The organism is bacterium (assembly GCA_016708315.1).
In the GTDB taxonomy this organism is placed as follows: domain Bacteria; phylum Zixibacteria; class MSB-5A5; order CAIYYT01; family CAIYYT01; genus JADJGC01.
The window spans coordinates 273200-293564 of sequence record JADJGC010000002.1 but is presented as its reverse complement, the minus strand read 5'-3'; the positions used below and the strand labels follow the sequence as shown (position 1 = coordinate 293564).

26 protein-coding genes and 1 pseudogene are annotated in these 20365 nt (G+C 50.8%); 16 read left to right on the top strand and 11 right to left on the bottom strand.

From position 1 onward, the window contains the following. Nucleotides 1-107: 107 nt before the first annotated feature. The 7 genes and pseudogenes from IPH59_01610 (at nucleotide 108) to IPH59_01580 (ending at nucleotide 4676) form a co-directional block, all read left to right on the top strand. Entirely contained in the window at nucleotides 108-740 is a 633-nt protein-coding gene (locus tag IPH59_01610; GenBank protein MBK7090410.1) for a hypothetical protein, read from the top strand. 90 nt (nucleotides 741-830) lie between these two features. Then, nucleotides 831-1520, top strand: coding sequence for a zf-TFIIB domain-containing protein (locus IPH59_01605; protein ID MBK7090409.1), 690 nt, complete (start codon nucleotides 831-833; stop codon nucleotides 1518-1520). A 187-nt stretch (nucleotides 1521-1707) separates the two neighbouring features. Further along, nucleotides 1708-2305 (top strand): annotated as a pseudogene (locus IPH59_01600) (dihydrofolate reductase family protein). An 8-nt stretch (nucleotides 2306-2313) separates the two neighbouring features. Next, complete coding sequence (locus tag IPH59_01595) at nucleotides 2314-2868, top strand: dihydrofolate reductase (protein ID MBK7090408.1); 555 nt, start codon at nucleotides 2314-2316, stop codon at nucleotides 2866-2868. Between the two features lie 8 nt (nucleotides 2869-2876). Beyond that, complete coding sequence (locus IPH59_01590; GenBank protein MBK7090407.1) at nucleotides 2877-3233, top strand: nuclear transport factor 2 family protein; 357 nt, start codon at nucleotides 2877-2879, stop codon at nucleotides 3231-3233. A gap of 131 nt (nucleotides 3234-3364) precedes the next feature. After that, entirely contained in the window at nucleotides 3365-3874 is a 510-nt protein-coding gene (locus tag IPH59_01585) for an SRPBCC domain-containing protein (GenBank protein MBK7090406.1), read from the top strand. Between the two features lie 118 nt (nucleotides 3875-3992). Continuing rightward, entirely contained in the window at nucleotides 3993-4676 is a 684-nt protein-coding gene (locus tag IPH59_01580; GenBank protein MBK7090405.1) for a hypothetical protein, read from the top strand. A gap of 595 nt (nucleotides 4677-5271) precedes the next feature. Here the strand turns inward: IPH59_01580 and IPH59_01575 are convergent. Beyond that, on the bottom strand, nucleotides 5272-5721 hold the full coding sequence (locus IPH59_01575; GenBank protein MBK7090404.1) for a hypothetical protein: 450 nt from the start codon (nucleotides 5719-5721) through the stop codon (nucleotides 5272-5274). 179 nt (nucleotides 5722-5900) lie between these two features. Here IPH59_01575 and IPH59_01570 point away from each other — a divergent pair, with 179 nt between their 5' ends. After that, nucleotides 5901-6398 carry a VOC family protein gene (locus tag IPH59_01570; protein ID MBK7090403.1) on the top strand — a complete coding sequence of 166 codons (498 nt, stop codon included), beginning with the start codon at nucleotides 5901-5903 and terminating at the stop codon, nucleotides 6396-6398. Between the two features lie 166 nt (nucleotides 6399-6564). Then, nucleotides 6565-7107, top strand: a complete 543-nt coding sequence (locus IPH59_01565) for a hypothetical protein (GenBank protein ID MBK7090402.1) — start codon at nucleotides 6565-6567, stop codon at nucleotides 7105-7107. A 72-nt stretch (nucleotides 7108-7179) separates the two neighbouring features. Here IPH59_01565 and IPH59_01560 read toward each other — a convergent pair whose 3' ends face one another. From IPH59_01560 to IPH59_01535, 6 genes are read right to left on the bottom strand one after another with little or no spacing between them, the layout of a single operon-like run. Beyond that, a complete protein-coding gene (locus IPH59_01560) occupies nucleotides 7180-7539 on the bottom strand; it encodes a DUF1428 domain-containing protein (protein MBK7090401.1) in 360 nt (119 codons plus the stop codon). 16 nt (nucleotides 7540-7555) lie between these two features. Next, the gene (locus IPH59_01555) at nucleotides 7556-8092 is read right to left on the bottom strand and encodes a dihydrofolate reductase (protein ID MBK7090400.1); all 537 of its coding nucleotides are present in this window, start codon (nucleotides 8090-8092) and stop codon (nucleotides 7556-7558) included. A gap of 60 nt (nucleotides 8093-8152) precedes the next feature. Beyond that, complete coding sequence (locus tag IPH59_01550) at nucleotides 8153-8578, bottom strand: DoxX family protein (GenBank protein ID MBK7090399.1); 426 nt, start codon at nucleotides 8576-8578, stop codon at nucleotides 8153-8155. Between the two features lie 55 nt (nucleotides 8579-8633). Continuing rightward, nucleotides 8634-9035 carry a DUF1801 domain-containing protein gene (locus tag IPH59_01545; protein MBK7090398.1) on the bottom strand — a complete coding sequence of 134 codons (402 nt, stop codon included), beginning with the start codon at nucleotides 9033-9035 and terminating at the stop codon, nucleotides 8634-8636. Nucleotides 9036-9045: 10 nt separating this feature from the next. Then, on the bottom strand, nucleotides 9046-9519 hold the full coding sequence (locus tag IPH59_01540; protein ID MBK7090397.1) for an SRPBCC domain-containing protein: 474 nt from the start codon (nucleotides 9517-9519) through the stop codon (nucleotides 9046-9048). Between the two features lie 4 nt (nucleotides 9520-9523). Next, nucleotides 9524-9934, bottom strand: a complete 411-nt coding sequence (locus tag IPH59_01535; protein ID MBK7090396.1) for a helix-turn-helix transcriptional regulator — start codon at nucleotides 9932-9934, stop codon at nucleotides 9524-9526. 169 nt (nucleotides 9935-10103) lie between these two features. Here IPH59_01535 and IPH59_01530 point away from each other — a divergent pair, with 169 nt between their 5' ends. The 4 genes from IPH59_01530 (at nucleotide 10104) to IPH59_01515 (ending at nucleotide 14039) form a co-directional block, all read left to right on the top strand. Further along, nucleotides 10104-10655, top strand: coding sequence for a GNAT family N-acetyltransferase (locus IPH59_01530; protein MBK7090395.1), 552 nt, complete (start codon nucleotides 10104-10106; stop codon nucleotides 10653-10655). A 106-nt stretch (nucleotides 10656-10761) separates the two neighbouring features. Next, on the top strand, nucleotides 10762-11613 hold the full coding sequence (locus IPH59_01525) for a hypothetical protein (GenBank protein MBK7090394.1): 852 nt from the start codon (nucleotides 10762-10764) through the stop codon (nucleotides 11611-11613). Between the two features lie 144 nt (nucleotides 11614-11757). Further along, entirely contained in the window at nucleotides 11758-12222 is a 465-nt protein-coding gene (locus tag IPH59_01520; protein ID MBK7090393.1) for an SRPBCC domain-containing protein, read from the top strand. 137 nt (nucleotides 12223-12359) lie between these two features. Beyond that, nucleotides 12360-14039 (top strand): serine hydrolase, encoded by a 1680-nt coding sequence (locus IPH59_01515; protein MBK7090392.1) that lies wholly within the window; start codon nucleotides 12360-12362, stop codon nucleotides 14037-14039. 3 nt (nucleotides 14040-14042) lie between these two features. On the opposite strand, the gene IPH59_01510 is transcribed toward IPH59_01515, so the two are convergent. From IPH59_01510 to IPH59_01495, 4 genes are all read right to left on the bottom strand, one after another. Continuing rightward, nucleotides 14043-14699 (bottom strand): CDGSH iron-sulfur domain-containing protein, encoded by a 657-nt coding sequence (locus IPH59_01510; GenBank protein ID MBK7090391.1) that lies wholly within the window; start codon nucleotides 14697-14699, stop codon nucleotides 14043-14045. A gap of 47 nt (nucleotides 14700-14746) precedes the next feature. Further along, nucleotides 14747-14944, bottom strand: a complete 198-nt coding sequence (locus IPH59_01505) for a helix-turn-helix transcriptional regulator (protein ID MBK7090390.1) — start codon at nucleotides 14942-14944, stop codon at nucleotides 14747-14749. Next, entirely contained in the window at nucleotides 14941-15300 is a 360-nt protein-coding gene (locus tag IPH59_01500) for a hypothetical protein (protein MBK7090389.1), read from the bottom strand. The genes IPH59_01505 and IPH59_01500 overlap by 4 nt, the downstream gene beginning before the upstream one ends. Before the next feature lie 226 nt (nucleotides 15301-15526). After that, nucleotides 15527-15886, bottom strand: a complete 360-nt coding sequence (locus tag IPH59_01495) for a cupin domain-containing protein (protein MBK7090388.1) — start codon at nucleotides 15884-15886, stop codon at nucleotides 15527-15529. 179 nt (nucleotides 15887-16065) lie between these two features. On the opposite strand from IPH59_01495, the gene IPH59_01490 reads away from it, so the two are divergent. The 3 genes from IPH59_01490 (at nucleotide 16066) to ppc (ending at nucleotide 20364) form a co-directional block, all read left to right on the top strand. Next, nucleotides 16066-16530 carry a prepilin-type N-terminal cleavage/methylation domain-containing protein gene (locus IPH59_01490; protein MBK7090387.1) on the top strand — a complete coding sequence of 155 codons (465 nt, stop codon included), beginning with the start codon at nucleotides 16066-16068 and terminating at the stop codon, nucleotides 16528-16530. Between the two features lie 128 nt (nucleotides 16531-16658). Continuing rightward, nucleotides 16659-17447, top strand: coding sequence for a PhzF family phenazine biosynthesis protein (locus IPH59_01485; protein MBK7090386.1), 789 nt, complete (start codon nucleotides 16659-16661; stop codon nucleotides 17445-17447). Nucleotides 17448-17682: 235 nt separating this feature from the next. Continuing rightward, nucleotides 17683-20364 (top strand): phosphoenolpyruvate carboxylase, encoded by a 2682-nt coding sequence (ppc, locus tag IPH59_01480; protein ID MBK7090385.1) that lies wholly within the window; start codon nucleotides 17683-17685, stop codon nucleotides 20362-20364. Nucleotide 20365 lies beyond the last annotated feature (1 nt).

Here is a 20365-nt window from a genome sequence, read left to right as displayed (position 1 = left end):
CAAGCGGTGGGGCACCTTCACCTGTCTCGGGCTTGACTTATCGGACAACCTCGGAATGTCTGATCTACCAATCGAAGCGCCAACAACTTCCCCTTGACACACCTTTCGTGAAAAGCGACCTTTCATTCATGACATACGAAAAGCCGTGGCTCGACCTTTACTCTCGGTTACTGACTGATCTCACCTCCACACTCGGAGGTCGAATTGAAGTCCCGAAGTACAACGATGAAGCATTCAAGAATCTCTTCCACGGATTCTCCGGCGATACTTCATATTACCTCTACGATGTATATCACTGCGAAATGAGCGGCATTCAGTTGCAGGTAGAGATCAGCCACCAGGCAATGGCCGGAGATACTTCGCTCGATGATAATGGCATGGTCGAGTTTCTGGTGGTCAGCGCAAACCTGCGACCACAGGGGAACTTTCGCATACGCCCCGAAGGTGTCTTTGACCGTTTCCGCAAGGCGCTGAAACTTCACTGGGAGTTCGAAACCGGAAATCCTCCCTTTGACCGTGCGTTCTATCTGGAAGTTCCAGACGACAGAGCAAAGCCCGGACTTAAGCGGCCGGAAGTGATGGATACGATCACGGCCCTGTTGCCATTTGAATACTTGCAGGCACATCCCGGTGGATTCCGCTGTTCAGAGTTACTGTCTAAAGACGAACAATTAAGTCGCGAGCATGTAACTGAGCAACTTCAACTGATGGTGACACTGGCAGGTTATCTGCGTTTGTGATGTGGAAGACTGCTTCCGTGCCGCCCCAGATAATGACGTTAAAACCGAGTAGTCAACCCGCGAAGTCTTTTCATGTGAAAACAGGCAAAGATGACTAATCAAACCAACAATTCAATTCCCTGCCCGAAATGCTCGCAGCCGCTGCGGAGAATCAAACTGCTCGCTACCGCAACGTATGAATGCCGTCACTGCCACTCATTCTGGCTTGACCGCAACCAATCGAATCCCTTGCGAAGTAAGGACGGTAGCCAAGGTGCGGAACATTTGATGGCGGAGCTGACTTCGAAGAACAACCCCGATCGCAGTCTTAGACAAGCACCGCTGGCTTGGGTGATCAGTGTCTTTCTTCAATTCGTACTTCCACTTCCGGTAATTCTTATTGGCCTAGTCTTCATGATTCTCAGCTTCACCGACGACTCCAAATTTCAGTTCAGTCCCTTCACTCTCGTCATGGCGATTCCCTTAGTGGTGTTGGGAGTTCATTCTTACCACGCCGGGAAAGCGCTTCGGCAGATAAGTTTGACCTCGGTGCCAAGGCTGAATCGATTCTTAATTGCTGCGACAATCTATGGTCTTGCCTCCTCGATCGGATTGGTATGCGGCTTTGACGCAAATCATGATTGGGTCACTAAAATGGGAATGGTTTGTTTTGCCTGGCTTTTATTCTTCCTCCTCCCTCTCTTGCCGGTTTCTCTATACATCCATTTTTCAAAGCGAGTTAAAGAGCTTTACTTGACATGGGACGCGGCGGACTCTGCTCAAAGCCAAACTGGTGGGTAAGCCTCATTTCGAGGGTTGAACCAATCCAAAAAGAATTGATCAATGCGCATGGTCCCCTCCCCTACGATCTGCGAATGTCAGACTGGAATGTCTGACCTACCATCGATTGGTTGACTTGTTTGGTATAATTTATTATCAGATATCGTGCTCCATACTAACATGGCCCCACTTTAACCAAGTAGGACAAATGCGAAAAATAATCGTCATCTCAATGATCACAATGGACGGGGTTCTGCAGGCTCCGGGCGGAGTTAAAGAAGATCAATCGGAGGGATTCAAATACGGCGGCTGGGTAGCACCATTCGAAGACAAGGTTTTTTCCAAGATCCTGCAGAAGGAACTGAAGCCGGCAGACTATCTCCTGGGCAGGAAGACATTTCAGATTTGGGAAGCGTACTGGCCCAAGCATGCAGACTTCTGGCCCGGCATTAACAGCGGCACAAAATACGTTATGTCAAAAAGCAGGAAGAACTCGGATTGGCAACACTCCGTGTTCATCAAGACTGTGGCGGATATCAAGAAGATCAAGAAATCCAAAGGTCGCAATATTCAGGTTTGGGGCAGCGGCAAACTGATCCAGACGCTGCTCAAGAATGATCTGGTTGATGAGCTCTGGCTGAAAAATCTTTCCCCTTACTCTCGGCAAAGGCAAGAAGCTGTTCGACGGCGGCTCGATTCCGGCAGCCTTCAAATTGACAAGCGGCATTGTTACACCGAGCGGTATCGTCATTGTCAGTTACAAGCGCGCCGGCAAGGTCAAGACCGGAAACATCGGGGCTCAATGAGCGAGAATATGAGAAAGATTATTGCTGGAATTAATATGACCCTTGACGGGTACTGCGATCACACGGCGGGCATCGCAGATGATGAATTACATCAACATTACAATGACCTGTTAAGTGACGCAGACACCATCCTGTTCGGAAGGGTGACTTATCAACTCATGGAAAGTTACTGGCCATCGGTGGTGGAAAATCCGACTGGTAACAAGCCGACGGACGAGTTTGCAATTCTCATCGACAATATTTCGAAGATTGTTTTTTCTCGTACGCTGAAAAGTGTTGATTGGAACAATACAGAATTGAAGAAGGACGTTGTTGCGGAAGAGATTTTAGAACTAAAACAACAAGCGGGTAAGAATGTTTTAGTCGGCAGCCGAAGTTTGATAATTGCCCTAACGCAACTTGGCCTCATAGACGAATACCAGCTTTGTGTTCAGCCAATTGTCTTAGGAAGCGGCTTACCGTTGTTTGATAACATCAAGGATAGAGTTGACCTTAAACTCTTGAAGACAAAAACTTTTCGCAGTGGCGTAGTAGCTCTCTACTATGAGCCGACAAAGAGCTGAGGCGTGAGATGAGTTTGAGTATCGATCAAATCGCAGAAACTTTTTGCAGTTGGAAATTCGCCGAGACATTTCCGTACATGGCCGAAGAAATCAAGTGGAACGTAATTAATAGAGCCGAGCTTCTGGGTCGTGATGCGGTCATCGAGCAATGCGGCAAGGCGATGAAATTTCTTGATACTGTAGAAGGTACTGTCACAAGACTTAAGTCTTCCCGTTCGGGAGATACCGTGTTTGTGGAAGCAGCTGCACAATTTCGCGATAAGCAGAATCACACTTCAAGCGTAGCCAGTTGTGATGTCTTTCGATTCTCAGATGGGCAATTGGTTGAGATTACATCATACGTGATCGATTTAGAAACACAGTAGATAAACACACGGCAGTCGATGTCAGACAGAAATGTCTGAGCTACCGAGTGCACGGTCATTGAATGCACAAATCAACTTCATTGACAACTTAGCTCCACCTTCGTATTATTTGCATGAAGGAGAATTTGAAAATGGCAACCAAGAAAAGCACAGCGAAGAGCGCAAAATCAAGCGCGAATAAAACCACGAAAGCAAAACCGAAAGCGAAACCGGCGGGACGCGGCGAGATCAGCTACACGACATCTAACGTGTTCAAGGCGCCTTTGAGCAAAGTTTGGGACGCGGTCGTATTGTCGAAGCACCTGAAGAAGCACTTTGTCGACGACATGAAGGGTGAGTTCGGTCCCAAGTTGACTCCGGTTTTCTGGACATGGAAGGGCTTTGGCGAGATTGAGATACCTGTCCTTAAGTTTGTCAAGCATCAGGAGATTATCTTCACCGGCATGTCGATGGGCGGCAAATATGTGGTCACGGTACGATATGAATTCCTACGCAAAGACGGTAAAACGATCTTCCGCGTTCATGAGAGCGGATATCCGAAGAAGGAACTCAAGACCGCGTTTATGATGTGCGAAGGCTGGAGTGAATTCCACACGGGTGTAAAGGCGTATCTTGCTGGGGTGGATCTGCGGAAGTATTAAATTTCAGACCTTACTCGTAGGTCCAGACCGCTGCGGTCCGGACGCCGCAGTTACTAAGAACAATTGTGAGGCCAAGCTCCGTGCTTCGGACTCACAATTTCGCGCGCAGGAGTCGACTATGCAAATCTATCCAAACAGCTTAGCGAAGACGGTAGAATCGGTTGAGGAGGCATTCTTCTTTGGTGAGAAATCTCCGCAGACGACCAGGGATCAAGTTGCGCGGTGGATTGCGACACGGCAAGGGTTGGATGGATCATACGCTGATATGTTTGCGCCGACGCCTTTCGATATGAAAAATGGTATTCGACTTTTCACGGGTGAAAGAGTTCAGCCGAGCGCATCGCTGAGGCATGTTTCCGGTGAGGAGGCGTGTCGAGCAATGGTGCATTTGAATTCCAAATCAAAAGAAGCAAAGGCAGCCCTTGCACGTGCGACTGCGGGAATGACAGCAAGGCTCAACGACGTCGAGAGCAACAAGCATGGCATGTTTTGTTGCGGGACTTGCGATCCGGCGTTGTGGCGCAATATCACCTCCGGCGGTTTGCACAAGAGTGATCGGTGGTTATCTTCGGGGATGAAAGCGCTGAAGGCTCATCGCGATGACCAAGGACGTTGGCGGAGATTTCCGTTTTTCTTCACGCTGCTCGCACTGGTTGAGATAGACCTCAAGGCGGCACGCGACGAGATGAAGTATGCGGCTCCCAAGTGTGAGAGCTACATAGCGCGCAACAAAGGGACGCGACCAATCATCAAGCGCCGTCTTGCCGTGGCAGAGCGAGTCTTGGAGATTGCGGCAGTTTAGTTTTGGTTGCTGTTTCGTTCTTCTCTAAGTCACTTCCCTTCTTAAGGTATTTCTCCAATCGTGCTACACTTCAATAAATCGGCGTAACCCGGGTCATTCGGGATAGCTAACGCTATTCACCGAAACCGGTGCCCGTTTCAGAGACCATTTGCATCTGCAGTCGGGGCTACCTACTGCAGACTTGCCCCGGCAAGTTCCCACAGCGAGATCGAGATTGTTGAACCGCAACGGCCGTTGCGAACTCACTGCAAACACTTGTTGGGCCGGCAAAGCTGGCGCTTCTGAGCGAACATCAGTGCCTTCACTTATTGGCACGAAAAATAATGTCGAGTGGATGACAACATATTTTGAACTCACCCCTTTCCCTTTTTCCAAAAGGGGGATAAGAATTCGCGAGCGGGGTGTTGGAAGAGCGTGCGACTGCTGAAGAAATAGCAACGGGCGAGGGGACCGCGCCCCTACGGTGTTTAGTCAAATCGAATTGGCGGGTCTCCGGGTGCGTGAGTTCGTAAGGATGTAGATTCGTTCGGTAAGGAGACCCACCCTACATGTTGGTCGCAACGAGTTTGAACCACTGGAATTCTGATCTACTTAGCTACTTCACCATCACAAGATTGAGTTTTGCTGGATCGAGCTGGGAGTCGCTGTCAAAGTCATAGCCGCCATCAAAGCCTGTCAGGTAGAGCGTTGAATCAGTGAGTTGAATATCGGCTCCCTGACCAGCGATTCGAAATAGGTCGCCGTCGATCTCCCAAGTACCCGCCCAATGCCAGGTGTCGGTATCTTTTGGCGTGACTGCCAAATCACCAGTGTTGTCGGAATTGAGAGTCAGAGTTGCAGTCCAACCGGCGTCGGTCGCATTGACTGTCTCCTGCCCTGCTTTGCCGACGTACTCGATTTTGGTTGCGGTCCAGATACCGTAGATCTCGGAAGGCTCGGGACCGAGTTTGTCTTTGCAACCAAGTGAGCCAGCGAGCAAAAGCGTTGCAATTGAGACTGCAAAGAACCGGCACGTGAAAACCAGCTTATGTGATAGATCATTCATTGCTACATCTTTCCATGTTTGGTGAAATCTCAATATAAATTTGAGAGAGTCGCAGCAAAAGTCAAGATGCTCTTTGAATTGAGTACGCCGGCGGTATTCGTTCAAAAGCGATTGACACCCGTCTTACTCCTGAATTAATTGGAGTATGGACTAGTCTATTCCACTATTTTGAAGGAGGTATGAATATGCAAGTTTCGAAATTCCGCCCGTGTCTCTGGTATGTCGACAACGCTGAAGAAGCGGCAAATTTCTATGTGTCGATTTTCAAGAATTCCCGAATCAAACACGTCGCGCGATATAGCAAAGAAGTCTCCGTTGTTGCGGGACAACCTGAAGGTTCGGTGTTGTTTGTGATGTTCGAGCTTGAGGGGCAGGAGTTTCTTGCGCTCAATGGCCGTCCGCAATTTACTTTTAATGATTCGATTTCGTTTATGGTCGATTGCAAGGATCAAAACGAAGTCGACGAGTTGTGGGAGAAGTTATCGGCAGGCGGTGCAAAGAGCCAGTGCGGTTGGCTTAAGGACAAATTCGGTTTGTCGTGGCAGATAGTTCCAACAATTCTTGGCGAATACATCACTCACAAAGACCCGGAGGTCACGAGCCGGGCGATGCAAGCAATACTGCCGATGAGCAAGATCGATATCGCAACAGTCAAGCGGGCCGTAGAGGGAAAGTAATCATGGGATCATCACGGCAGTAGCGGTTGCGTTGTCACGCAATTGAAATAGCCGTGCGGCGCGATGTAATATTCGATTGACGACTCGTCGATTTCTGCCGATAATCGTACAATTAGAGATATCTATTGAACGCAACTTGTCAGAATGATACTAAGGAGATCCCGCAATGAAATCCCGATTCGCAGGCAGCATTATAGTCTTGATTGCATTAGTCCTTGTTGCAAGTAGTGAAGTCTACTCTGCCCCCTTCCCTCTGAACTTCAGTCTTGATTCGCTGCGTAAAGCGGATAAGGCACCCGAAAAGTTTATCGAGCGCACAGTTGCCTTTAAGGGACATATTACGGTTGCGAAGCAACTGCCTGATGGCAAGCCGTACATCTTCGTGAAGTTCCCGGCGCCGAATCCGAACAATGAAGGCATCTGGGTTGCCGGATTCTCGAATGCCAAACCGAGCGATCTTCCGGTGGGACATGACATAGCCGTTCTCGGGTATTTCGAATTGGTCGATCCTCAGAACAAGGAGATTGGCGCGATTCACAAGAAGGCGTATCAGGTGACGGGATATTGCATAGCAAATGCTACGTCGCAAATGGGTATTTACGCGACCGAAGGCACGAGCCAATGCCTGCAGTGGCAAAATGGAATGATTCCGACGCTGGCTGTGGATAGTACGCGAATCAAAGCGGTGAAGCCGGTCATCAAGAAGTAGTAGTCGGAATATCAATAGTATGAGAAACGGCGCGAGAATCGCGCCGTTTTTGTTTGTGTGACAAGTCGCAAGTTACATTTTAAGGAAGGTCTCAAAGCCGCCGACGACCATGCGTTTTACGTCGAAGAGCGGTTTGGCTTTCATCATCTTCTGCATTCGCGGATCGGCCATCACTGCCTTGTTGACCTTGTCGCGGTGTTTGCGTGAACTATACTCCACTGCTGACGAGATTAATACTTCGCCCTTCTTGAGTTTGTAGACGTCTGGAAAGCCAAGACAGAAGCTGTTTTTGAGGTCCTCGCCGAGGAACTCACGGTATTCCAATGCGCCGTGATCTTTCATAAGCTTGGCAAAAAGGCTGGCGGTCTTGCGATAGGCGGGCAGATTCTTTTTCGGAATCGCCAAGAGGAAAAGGTCGATGTATCCTTTCATGTTTTCTCCATACCGACTACGCCGGTTGATAGTATAGTTTTATGTTGCCGCATTTGAAGGCGACGGAGTTGACTAGTTTCAAGTTTAGTTTTTCGCTACCGACTTTGAAGAGCGGTTTTCCGGAACCGAGGACTACGGGGTTGACGATTAGTTGGTACTCATCGATCAGTCCGAGGTTCATCAAAGTATGTGCTGCCCTTGCTCCACCAAAGACTACAATGTCTTTGCCACTCTGCAACTTGAGGTGATTGATTTTGCCCGCAATGTCACCATTGAGAATCTGTGAATTCCATATTGGAGTTTGCAGGGTATTGGACAGAATCAGTTTTGGCAGAGTGTTCATTTGCGGTGCGATGCTATCGGTTGCGTTGGGCCAATACGAGATCATCAGTTCATAGGCAACGCGTCCGAAGATCATGGTATCGACGGTAGTGAAGAACTGCGTCATGTGTTGTTCGAGTTCGTCATCCCAGACGTGCCAATCCAATTCCTTGTTAGCGCCTTCGATGTAGCCGTCAACCGAAACCATCATTGAGAGAATTAGTCTTCGCATCTTAGTTCGCTGCCTTGTGATGTGCCAACAATTGCTCCAAGTGTTTAATCATCTGACACCTCAGGTTTGGCTCGGAAGTGACTTGTTGCGGCGGTTCTTGATTAAGCGATCGAGGCTCCAATCACCGCCACCATAGGCCGCCATGAATAAAAAGATGAAGCAGAACAGGACTGCCGGGACACCGTGATTGATTACTGGCCAGGTACCATTCGGGGCATGAAACTGCCAGTATGCGACTGCCATTTCACCGGACAAGATAAACGCAGTAACCCTCGTCCCTAAGCCCAACACTATCAGGATGCCACCGAAGACTTCCATCCAGGCACCGATCCCGATTTGTGACATCAACTCGACGGTCTCGCCCGGTTGGCCCGGCATTCCACCAAACCACGCAAAAGTCTTAACGCAACCTGCTTGAAAGAACAGCAGGCCGGTAACGACGCGGAGCAGCAGGAATGCAATTTGAATTGTATTTTCTCTGTTCATAGTTCCTCGCATAATAAAATTGAATTGCGTTCCAAGGCAAGATTTCGAAGTGCACTCACTTCGATTTCCTTGCTTCATTCTCCTTGATTCGCGCCTTGACCAATTTCTTCACGAGCGCTGTCGGCAATGGATGCTCAGGTGTGAAGTGAAGTGTCGCTTTCGCTGTGCTGAACGGCGCCAATTCTTTCGCGAACTGCTCCATCAAGGGCGGACTCATCACGAAGAATGAGCAGTGCTTGGCAAATGCGGCGTAGGCCACCAGCGAGCCTTGCAGTTTGAAAGTCGGAATCTGATAGCTGATAACCTCGGTTGCAGTAGGCGCGGCTGACTTGATGATGCTGCGCAATTTTTCAAGCGCATCACGCATGGCTTTCGGTTGCGCAGCAAGGTAGGCCTCGACATCTGCAGCTCCGGTTCTCTTGACGCCAGTCTTAGGTTTTGAGACTGCCTTCTTCATATTGATTTCCCTATTGTAGAGCTTCTGCGAACTTATCAAGCGTCTCGTTCCAACCTGCGCCGGCCATGTCGTCCATCTGGCCTGCAGGAAGTCCGGAATGGCGCAAAGTTAACTTGGTTTTGCCACCGAGATCTTCAAAGGTGACGGTGACCAACATCTCGTCCGGCCAATCTTCACCCATGCCGTAAGCTGACGCATGTACGATGTTGCCGTGTTCATCCGAGAAGCTGTCCGTGCAGACGATTCGCTCCATCGGAATGATTTCTTTGTAGGTGCCGGTGCTCCAGTATTCTTTGCCGTCTTCGGCTCTCATGCAGCCGAGGAATTTGCCGCCGACGCGGAAGTCGATTTTGATCACTGGCGCGGTGAAGGCTCTTGGTCCCCACCAACGTTTGACGTGCTCCGGATCGGTCCATGTCTTCCAGACCAACTCGCGCGGCGCGTCGAAGACTCGTGTTATGACGAGGTCAGGTCCTATAGTGATTTTATCACCTTCTGCCACTTTTCCTCCGCTTCGCGGCGACAGTGGTCGTCCGCGACTTCTTGATAAGAGAATTGCTTTTTGTACTCTCTTGCGATTGGAGCTCGCGCAGGTAGTCGTCGAGACGGTCGAAACTCGCCTCCCAGAAGATGCGGTAACGCTCCAGCCAGTCTGAGACTTCTTTCAACGGGCGCGCGCTCAATCGGCACGGTCGCCACTGAGCGGAACGGCTGCGTTCGATGAGACCCGCCCTTTCCAAAACTTTCAGGTGTTTGGAAAATCCCGGAAGGGTCATTGCGTATGGCGCTGCGAGTTTCTGCACCGATGCCTCCCCTGCCATTAACGTGGCGAGTATGCCGCGGCGAGTCGGGTCGGCCAAGGCGGAGAAAGTGGCGCTGAGTCGGTCTTGCGATATCATATATTGAACCTCGTGGTTACTTAACCTGCTGGTAATATACGAGCGAGGCTGTCAAGAGTCAAGCATAAATATGCATAACATGGATTCGTTATGTCTATCACTTTTACAAATTTGGCGGGACACGGATGCCTGCTTGCGTCGAATGACTGGAAATTGCATAATATGTGCTATGCAGAATTTGCTTCTTACAGGAACGAATGTCCGGCTTACCGATATGACAGAGGCGGATGTCATTCAGTTCTATGAGTGGTTTTGGAATTCGCCGCCGGAACGGATGACGTGTTGGCCGGTCGAACCGATGACGCTTGAGGAGACGCTGGAGCGATTTCGGGCACCAGCGATACCCAATGCCCCGAAACGGCTGGCGGTTCGCCGGATTGCGGACGACATCTTCGTTGGCCGTATCAGCTATTTCAATGTCAACACGCGCAACCAGTCTGCAGAGATTGGTTATTTGATTGGTCCCGACTTTCGCGGCAAAGGTTATGCCTCGGAGGCTCTGGGATTGCTGGTGCGGTATCTCTTCGAGGAGCTCAACATGAATCGCATTCATGCCCAAACCGGCGCGTTCAATACGTCATCGATTGCGCTTTTGGAGTCGCACGGTTTTGCGCTGGAGGCGCGGCTGAGACAACACCATAAGGTTGAAGACGTTTTCCATGACGATCTGATTTATGGCATTTTGGCCAGTGAGTATCCACTTCGAAAGAGCAACAAATAGTCACTTCGGAATAAATCACTTCTTAACATTCATCGCTGGTTTTCTGCGGAGTCGGGTGTCCAAGTCTTGTGGTAGGCGCTGGATCACGAACAAGGAGTATTGCCGTATGTTGAAAGTCTTGATGTTGTTGCTGACTCTGCCGTTTTTTGCGAACGCTGTTGCTGAGGATGTGAAGTCGGTTTGGATGCAGGCAGTTCCGACGGTTGACGGCGACGGCGATGAGTGGCGGGATATTGCGTTCAACTATTTTGACGACGATAGGACCGCGATTGCAGTTTCAAATGACTCGGCGGCAATCTACTTGATGATCATTTCGAAGAGCGAGGCGACCATAACCCAACTGGAACGAAGCGGAGTGGTGGTTTGGCTGAACGGAGACGGCAAAAAGAAGCGGGATTATGGGCTCCGGTATCGCGCGGGTCGATTGTCCGATACCGAAAGAAAGATGCCGGAAGGAATGCACTTCGGCGCGGAAATGGAAGATCAGCGCGAAAAGATGAAAGAAGAGCAGGCGCGGTTACGACGGCTGATTACAGTCATTGAGAAGAAGGAATCATCGGAGATACCGTCCAATGGCGACAATGGGCCAGCGGCTGCGGCGACATTCGGCAAAGAGATCTACGCGATTGAATTCAAGGTTCCGATTGTTGAAGAAGCTGGGTCGGGATATGGCATAGCGCCGAAAGCCAACTCCGAGTTGATGATCGGAATTGAAACTGGATATATGTCCGACGCTGATAAGAAGAAGATGCAGGAACGGATGCGTCCGCCGGATGGCGACGGACAAGGCGGAGGAATGGGAGGACCACCTCCCGGTGGCGGAATGGGCGGTGGAATGGGTGCCGGCGGAGGTATGGGAAATCGCGGTGGTGGTAAAGGCGGACCTGGCGGGATGCGCGATTCGGGAAAAAAGGAATTTTGGCTGAAGTTTGAGTTAGCTTCGGCGAAGTCGAGTTGACCTCACAGTGGAGGGCGACATTAGTGTCGCCCTCTTCTTAGTTCTACTGACAATCTCCAAATGGCGCGGCAAGAAGTTCGTGCGCATAAACTACTATTCCCTATTTTGGTGGTACCTACAATCTCTAATCGAAAGGATAGCCGTATGCCGGAAATGTTCGACAAGGCGATTCGCCACCAAAGTCTGATCTTCGTCAGTCCAGAAAGGGTCTATGACACGATAACCTCCGGCGAAGGTTGGAATGCGTTTTTCACCAGCGACAGTGAAGTCGATCCGAAGCCGGGCGGTCGAATCGTGTTCCGGTGGAAGGATTGGGGACCGCAGAACTACACAGTCAGCGCCGAGGGCAAGGTTCATCGCGCTGAACGACCAAATCTTTTCGTGTTCGAGTGGTATCCAGTTGGCAAGGACCACCCGACGGTCATCACTTTTGAGCTGACACCGAAGGACGGTGCGACGGTCGTTGCTGTTTCGGAAGATGGATATCCCAACACTCCAGACGGGCGCGCCATGATTCTCGAATGTGCAACCGGCTGGGGCGAGGCAGTCACACTGCTCAAATTCTATCTCGAGCACGGTGTAACGTATAACCAGGCGCGACCACGGTAAAATTCGTTTACGGATACTCTCTTACGGCCAGCGGTCTGCAACTTCGAGAGGCAGATTGCGTATGATAACTCAATCGCAGTTATTTAGGTAATCACTTACCTAATGAACCGGCCCTTCATCTGAGAGAGGATTCGAGCATGAACTTCAGAAGACATCTGATTATCGCACTAATAGTCGCGTCAATATCGATGCCGTTGATGGCGGCAACTAATCCGGGGGCGAGCATTGACTCGATTTGTGCGCCCTATTCTGCCTCTGGGAGTCCCGGTTGCGTGATTGCAGTAGTGAAAGACGGCAAGACGATCTTTGCCAAGGGTTACGGGTTGGCCGATCTGGACAATGATGTGCCGATGACTGTCAACTCGGTACTTGATATCGGTTCCAATACCAAGCAGTTCACCGTGACTTCGATATTGCTGCTTGAAGAGCAAGGCAAGCTCTCACTTGATGACGACCTACGCAAGCATATCCCAGAATTTCCACAGTATCCGTGGAAGATAACGTTGCGACATCTGGCGCAGCACACTTCCGGTATCCGGGATTATTTTGACCTGTTGACACTCAAGGGCATGGGGATCGGCAACAACTATCCGGATGAGGAGTATTTCAAACTGATCTACAGCCAAAGCGAATTGAACTTCCCGCCCGGCGAACAACACATGTACAGCAATTCAGGGTTTATCCTGCTCGCTGAAGTGGTTCGACGTGTCAGCGGAATGCCGATGGCACAATTCGCGCAGGAAAACATACTCGATGCTCTTGGAATGAAGAACGCGGTTTTCTTCGATGACCCCTATCGCATCGTCAAGCACCGTACTTCGAGTTACGGTCCGTTTCCTGACGGCGGTTACTGGAGCGGCGCTTCAATTGCGACTAATATCGGCGATGGCGGTATACTCTCGGATGTTGGGGATCTGGCAATTTGGGATGCGAACTTCTACGAGAACAAGCTGGGCAAGAAAGATCCCAACTTGATGCGAAAGCTGGAGACACGCACTGTCCTGAACAATGGCGACACTATGGTCTGGGCTCTGGGACTGCGACATGACGAAAACAACGGACATCACGTGATCCGGCACGGTGGAGCATACTTTGGGTTTAGGTCGGAGATTGCGCGGTTTCCCGAACAGCATCTGACTGTCATTGTGCTTGCGAATCTTGCGACCATCGAAGCGACAGGACTTGCCTATCAAGTTGCCGATCTGTACCTGCCGCGAGCTCTACCAAAGGAGTTGGCAGATACGAGTCCGGCAAAATTTGTTACGCTTTCGCGCCCGGCGCTTGAAGCGAAAGCGGGCGCATTTCGAAATCCGAACACTGGGACTATCTGGACGATCACGCCGAATGACACGGCGTTGTCGGTGGCGACGTCGACAGGTTTCAACTTTGACTTAATGCCGATTAGTGACAATGAATTTCTTCCGACCGGAATTGCGCTGCAAGGAACTGTAGCATACCAGAAGTTGCCATCGGGAGAGTTGACGATTGAGTTGGCTATTGCGGGTCAACAAACAGCGCGGTTCCAGCCCTTCAGGGTGGATACGATGCCACCGAATCTCGACCAGTACGTTGGCGAGTATCGATGCAGGGAGCTTGAGCTGACATTCGTGCTATCACTTGAGGGTGATGTATTGCGATTCGCCGAAAAAGGAACAACGGGACAGATTCCGGCGCAACCGACGATCAAGGATGAATTCGTTGCACAGGGCGGGCAGACGCAGATTCGGTTTGAACGGGATGAAAATGATCGCATTCACGCGATGAGGCTGAGTTTGCCAAGAGCGAAGAATATTCTGTTTGAGCGTGCGTCTTCTTGAGGACTACTGATCTGAGAAATTGACGCGATTGTGGCTGCCGTCGCAAAACGGCTTTGCGCCGGAAGCGCCACAACGGCAGAATGCCGGACTATTCGCTTGCGACTTGTTTGCTCCGCTGGAATCGATGATGGTAACGTCGCCGTCGATTAGAAGCGGTCCATTGGGCGAAGGTTGAATTCGCAGTTTGGGATGAATTGCAGGATCATCTGCGTCTTGTTGTACGAACTTGATAGCACCCGAGTCTTTGAAGCCGGACTTGCGGTGCGCGTTGTCACAGAGTGGCTTTGTCTTGGAGGCGCCGCAGCGACACAAAGCGATGCGGGTGTCTTTGAGTATCACTTCCCCGCCGGCGTCGAGAATCTCGAGATCGCCAGTTAGATAAATCGGCCCATCCTTGGCCAGCACTGCAACATTTTCGGACGGGGTTGATTCATCGAGAGCGGTATCGACATGACGGTAATGCAACGCTCCGGTTGGGCAGCGCCGGACAATTTCGGCGACCTTGTCTGATGCGGCGGCATCGGGTAGGACCCAAGGTGTTCGAGACGTATCAAAAACCAGAGGCAATCCACGGACGCACTCGGCTGAGTGAATGCAACGCTTGGCATCGAAAGTGACTTCTATTTCCTTGCCGCGATACTTGTGAAGTTTGTCTGCCATCTGATTCTCCTGTGTGTAGTCCGCTTTGAATTAACAAGAATCGTCCGCTATTGTTCGTGGCCAAAGAAAATATCCTCAATCGGTCTGGCAAACAATCGTGAAATCTTGAATGCAAGCGGCAAACTCGGGTCATACTTGCCGGTCTCAATTGCGTTGATTGTCTGCCGGGAGACGCCGAGCTTTTCGGCTAAGTCGGCCTGAGACCAGTCCCGTTCGGCGCGCAGAACTTTCAGAGTGGTTCTCATTCGTACCTCCGTTTTGCGACGAAGAGGCCGAGGAAATAGAACGCAGGCATGTAGTACCAAAGGTGTTTCAGCCCGAAGTTTTCATAGCTCAAACCGATGGCAATATCGAGCAGTCCGAGGGTCATAAGGAAGACCATCATTACCGGATAGGCAATCGCGAGAGCCTCAAGCTGGATCCTCTTCTGAAGCTCGTCAAGACTGGCGATTCCGGCGATGAATTTCCACAGCATCCAGCAAAAAGGACCAATTGGCAACAGCGCAAGTAACACTCTAGTTGTGTCACTTAAACCATTCTGGTTCAATAGCCCACGAGCAGCTATTGATGCGAGCAAGAACAGCGCGATTGAGATTATCATGGCCCCCCATCCTGATTTTTGGCTGTCTAATTTCATAGAACCTCTCCTGCAGTGATAAGTATGTTTTCCATAAAGTAATCCGTAGTTGGCAATATGTCAAGCAACATTTACATATTGTAACGCACACTTAACAAATTATGTTGCAGATTTTCTCAAGATTTTTCTGGAAAGCGGTGCGGCTGAACAGTAATGCGCTGTACTACAATAATTTAACGCTATCGGTTAACTAAATCCATTCGAGGTTGTCAACCGTCTTTTCATTGGTCACGTTACCGGTGTTGAGAGTTGTCTTTGGCTCAAACAACATGATGTGACATTCCGGTTCCGCTATCGGGTTGTGCTCGACGCCGCGTGGGACAATGAAGAACTCACCTTCATCGAGGATCACGTCGCCGGTTCTAAGCTGCATTCTGAGTCTCCCCTGAACAACCAGAAACAGCTCGTCCTCGTTCTCATGGGAGTGCCAGACGAATGGTCCTTTGAGCTTCGAGAGTTTCACATACTGACCGTTGAGTTCACCTACGATTTTGGGGGATTCGTATTCGTCGATTAGATTGAATTTCTCACGTAGATTGACTTTGCGCATGATTCAGCTCTCCCACTCGTTTCTTCACTTGGTCCATTTCGTTTTAACGGTCGTTGATAGTTCCATTTCTATAGGTTGTACGATAATTTCAGCCGGAGTTGGAATCAAGAGCAAGTTTCGCTTCTTTGGATTTTGCTGTCGCTTAAACAACCAGACGAATTGGCCGATGAATAATAGGTATGGTATCTATCAGAGATAAGCAGGCAGGTTTCACGCTGATTGAGATCGTGATTATCATTGTTGTGTTGGGGATTTTGTCCACCTTTGCGATTGCGAAGTATCAGGATTTGACGCTCGACGCCAGGCGCAGTGCGTGCAAAGCGGCACTGGGCGGCATCCGCGGTGGATTGAGCACCTGGCAGTCGCAGAATATTGTAAAGCGAGGCTCGGCGGCATTTCCTCCGATCGATACGCTTCGTACGGTTGGACGGGTCATGGAGCAAAAGATGCCACCGAATCCATTTCAGACGAATGCTCCAGACTCAATCGTGACTGGTGTCACAAAAGGCGTCGTTGTCGGCACTCGCGGCGGCTGGGCATACAAGGCCTCGACCGGCGAGGTTTGGGCGAATTCGAACACGGTACTTGATGCCGGTTCCGGCTGTTCGGGCAGTGGGACAACTGTCGGCGAAAATTCCTGGTAGCATACCGCAAGACCACGTTACATTTCTCTCTTCCAACTCGTATATTAAGCTCACAGAATTGAGTCGCGGCATATTGCTTTACGCGACATCTACGAAGTCTGGCCATTCACCGAGGAGCAAGTGTAAGTATGAAGGTGCCGATTCGAATCGTTGACGCTTTTGCGGAGAAGGCATTTGGCGGAAATTCCGCCGGCGTGTGTCTACTTGATGCTGCTATTGATGAATCACTGATGCAGAAGATTGCGGCTGAAGTTAACTCGGCGGAGACGGCATTTCTTGTCGGCAGCGGCAATCGCTTTCGTCTTCGCTGGTTCACACCGGCCGTTGAGATCGATTTGTGCGGGCACGCAACACTTGCATCGGCTCATGTGTTGTGGACTGAGAAGCTGGTCCAAGGCGGCGAGACGATTCGATTCGATACCAATAGCGGCGAGTTGACGGCGAAACAACTTGCGGACGGCTGGATTCAGCTCGATTTTCCGGCGATACCTTCGAATCCTTATGAGAATCGAGACCTCGCCAGCGCCATCGGCGCGACTCCGACTTTGGTTGCGATGACACACCACACGATTATTGCTGAATTATCATCGGAACAAGAAGTGCGGGAACTGAAACCTGACATTGCGGCAATTTTGGCTCTTGGAGTACATGGTGTGATCGTCACTGCAAAGGGAGCTGATAAGTACGATTTCGTATCGCGGTTCTTTGCACCCGCGGTCGGGATTAATGAGGATCCAGTGACTGGCTCGGCGCATTGCGCACTTGGACCCTACTGGCAGAAACGGCTTGGGCAGGACACATTCGTCGCGTATCAAGCATCGGCCAGAGGCGGCGTGATGCGAGTGACCGTTGCCGGCAATCGCGCACTGCTTGAAGGCAAGGCGGTGACGACATTGTCGGGGGAGATGAATTTCTAGGTCGACGTCCTTAACTGTCAGGTCGACCCGCTCAACATGGCCAATCCCGGGCTTGTAATTCATCTTTCGCGCCTCGTGTTATGGTGGTTTTGATCAAGACTACCAATCCTACCCGAATCTGGCAACTATCAACCACAACGAGTTGCACGACTATGGGCGTGCCGCGAGTGCAATTTTATCGTCGCTCAAACAATTTACTCAATTTGGGGTCTTCGCGGGTCGATAATATCCACACATGCTACAACAAACATTACCCAAGATATCCCACGCACCCCGAGATCCACATAGCCGGCTGTACGACGATATTGCGCTGCTCGGGCAATTTTTGGAAGAGGTCATTCGCGATCAGGTCGGTGAACAGGCGCTCGATCGAATTGAGACCATCCGAAGCCTGGCAGAGAGTGCACATCGAGATGGCGGCGAAAACGCTGAGCGACTTGTTCGCATTCTAACTGGACTCGCTCCTGATGATCTGCTCATGCTCACTCGCGCTTTTTCTCAATTCTTAAATCTGGCCAACATTGCTGAGCAATATCACCGGATTCGTCGTCGCCGAAGTTACCAGACACTTCTGGAGCCGCGCCCGCAAGGCGGATCGCTCGAGGAGCTTCTACCTCGTTTGACTAAGGCCGGTCACGAGCCATCTGCAATCCTAAATGCATTGAGTGAACTGCGAATTGAATTCGTGTTGACTGCGCATCCGACCGAGGTTTGTCGCCGAACAATCATTAACAAGCATGATGGAATAGCAAAATCGCTTGAGCTGTTGGATCGCAGCGACCTGTCACCGGTTAAACGAAACGAAATTCATCGGCAGCTGCGAAGATTGATCCTGGCAGCGTGGCATACTCCGGATGTTCGCGACACTCAACCGACGCCGCTCGATGAAGCCCGCTGGGGCGCAAATGTCATTGAGCGTTATCTCTGGCAAGCGGTACCGCGTTTTTTGCGAGAGCTTGAGGGCACTGTCCAGCGCAGTACCGGAGAGGCTCTTCCGGTTGGCTGTTCACCCGTACATTTTGCTTCATGGATGGGAGGAGATCGCGACGGGAATCCATACGTTACGGCCGCGGTTACCGAGCGGGTAATCCTGATGAACCGCTGGACGGCAGCAAATCTATTCCTTCGAGACATCGAGCATCTATATGCAGATTTGTCAATGTCAAAATGCAGTTCCGAATTTCGCGCCTATGTCGGCGACTCGAATGAACCTTATCGCACCGTGTTGGCACAGGTTCGTAGCCGTCTTTCGGCAACACGCGACTGGGCTCTGGGTAGACTGCAAGGGCTCTCAGTGGAAGACAGTAATGTCTACACAAATAGCGACGAAATACTTGCACCGCTGATGATGTGCTATCGCTCGTTGGTAGAAAGCAAATTGGGTTCAATAGCAAGAGGTGAGTTGAGCGACACGATTCGCCGACTCGCATGTTTCGGAATATCATTACTGCGGCTTGACATTCGTCAAGAATCAAGCCGACATACCGACGCACTAAGTGCGGTAACCGAACAAATGGGGCTCGGAATTTACCGGGAATGGGATGAGGCGCAGCGGCAATCATTTCTACTACGGTACCTCAGCGTTCCTGAAGATGAACTACCAGCAGTTTCAAGCTCGATTCCGGAGATTGGCGAAGTTTTCGAGACTATGGCCGTAATCGCCAGACAACCGAGTGCATCACTTGGCGCGTACGTAATCTCGATGGCGTCATCACCGTCCGATGTGCTCGCGGTTTACCTGTTACAGCGATTGGCAGGAGTCCGTACACCGATGAGAGTTGTGCCGCTATTCGAGACGCTCACTGATCTTAAAGGCGCCGCAGCGACGATAGAATTGCTATTGCGCGAGGAATCGTACCGACAGCAAATTGGCAATCATCAGGAAGTCATGATTGGCTACTCGGACTCGGCAAAAGATGGCGGCTATTTGGCAGCAGCTTGGGCACTGTACAACACTCAGGAACAGATTGGCGCCGTTTGTAATAAATACGGTGTGACGCTGACCCTATTTCACGGTCGAGGCGGATCTGTCAGTCGCGGCGGCGCTCCGGCTCACAAGGCTCTGCTTTCGCAGCCGCCGGGGACTGTCGGAAACTCCCTGCGTATTACCGCGCAAGGTGAAGTTATTCGCGCGCAATTTGGAATGGTAGGAATTGCTGTCCGTACTATCGAACTGTATACGTCTGCTGTTCTTGAAGCGTCGCTTCTGCCACCGCCGGAACCACAACCGGAATGGCGCAGTGCGATGGATGAATTGGCAGCTGAATCACTGGCGAGCTACCGGTCGACAGTCCGCGACAATGCGACTTTCATAGATTATTTTTCTGCCGCGACTCCAGTTAACGAACTGCAGAAGTTGCCGCTTGGAAGTCGCCCGGCAAGACGCAGGCAGGTAACTTCAATCGATAGTTTGCGCGCAATTCCCTGGGTTTTCGCCTGGGCGCAAGTTCGGTTTCCGCTCACAGCTTGGTTGGGAATTTCCGCTTCGCTTGAGTCCGCACTGCACAATGGACACCGCCAGCGGTTGTTGGAAATGGCGCACGCGTGGCCATTCTTCCGGTCAATTCTCGATATGTTGGAGATGGTGTTGGCAAAAACTGAACCATTGATACTGTCACACTACGAGACAACACTTGTTCCGGAGGAACTACACAACGTCGGCAACAGTCTGCGCGACGAACTTGCGCGAGTTTCGTCAAGCGTGAGACAGCTGACCGGACATTCGGAAATGCTTCAAGAAGATTCGGTCATTGCCCGCTCTTTGAGAGTGAGAACGCCTTACACTTTTCCGTTAAGCTTACTTCAGGTAGAACTACTGCGACGTTCCCGTAATGAGAGTACTCCCGATGCACAATTGGTGCAGGCTCTTATGGGCAGTATTGCTGGCATTGCCGCGGGCATGCGCAATACCGGTTGAT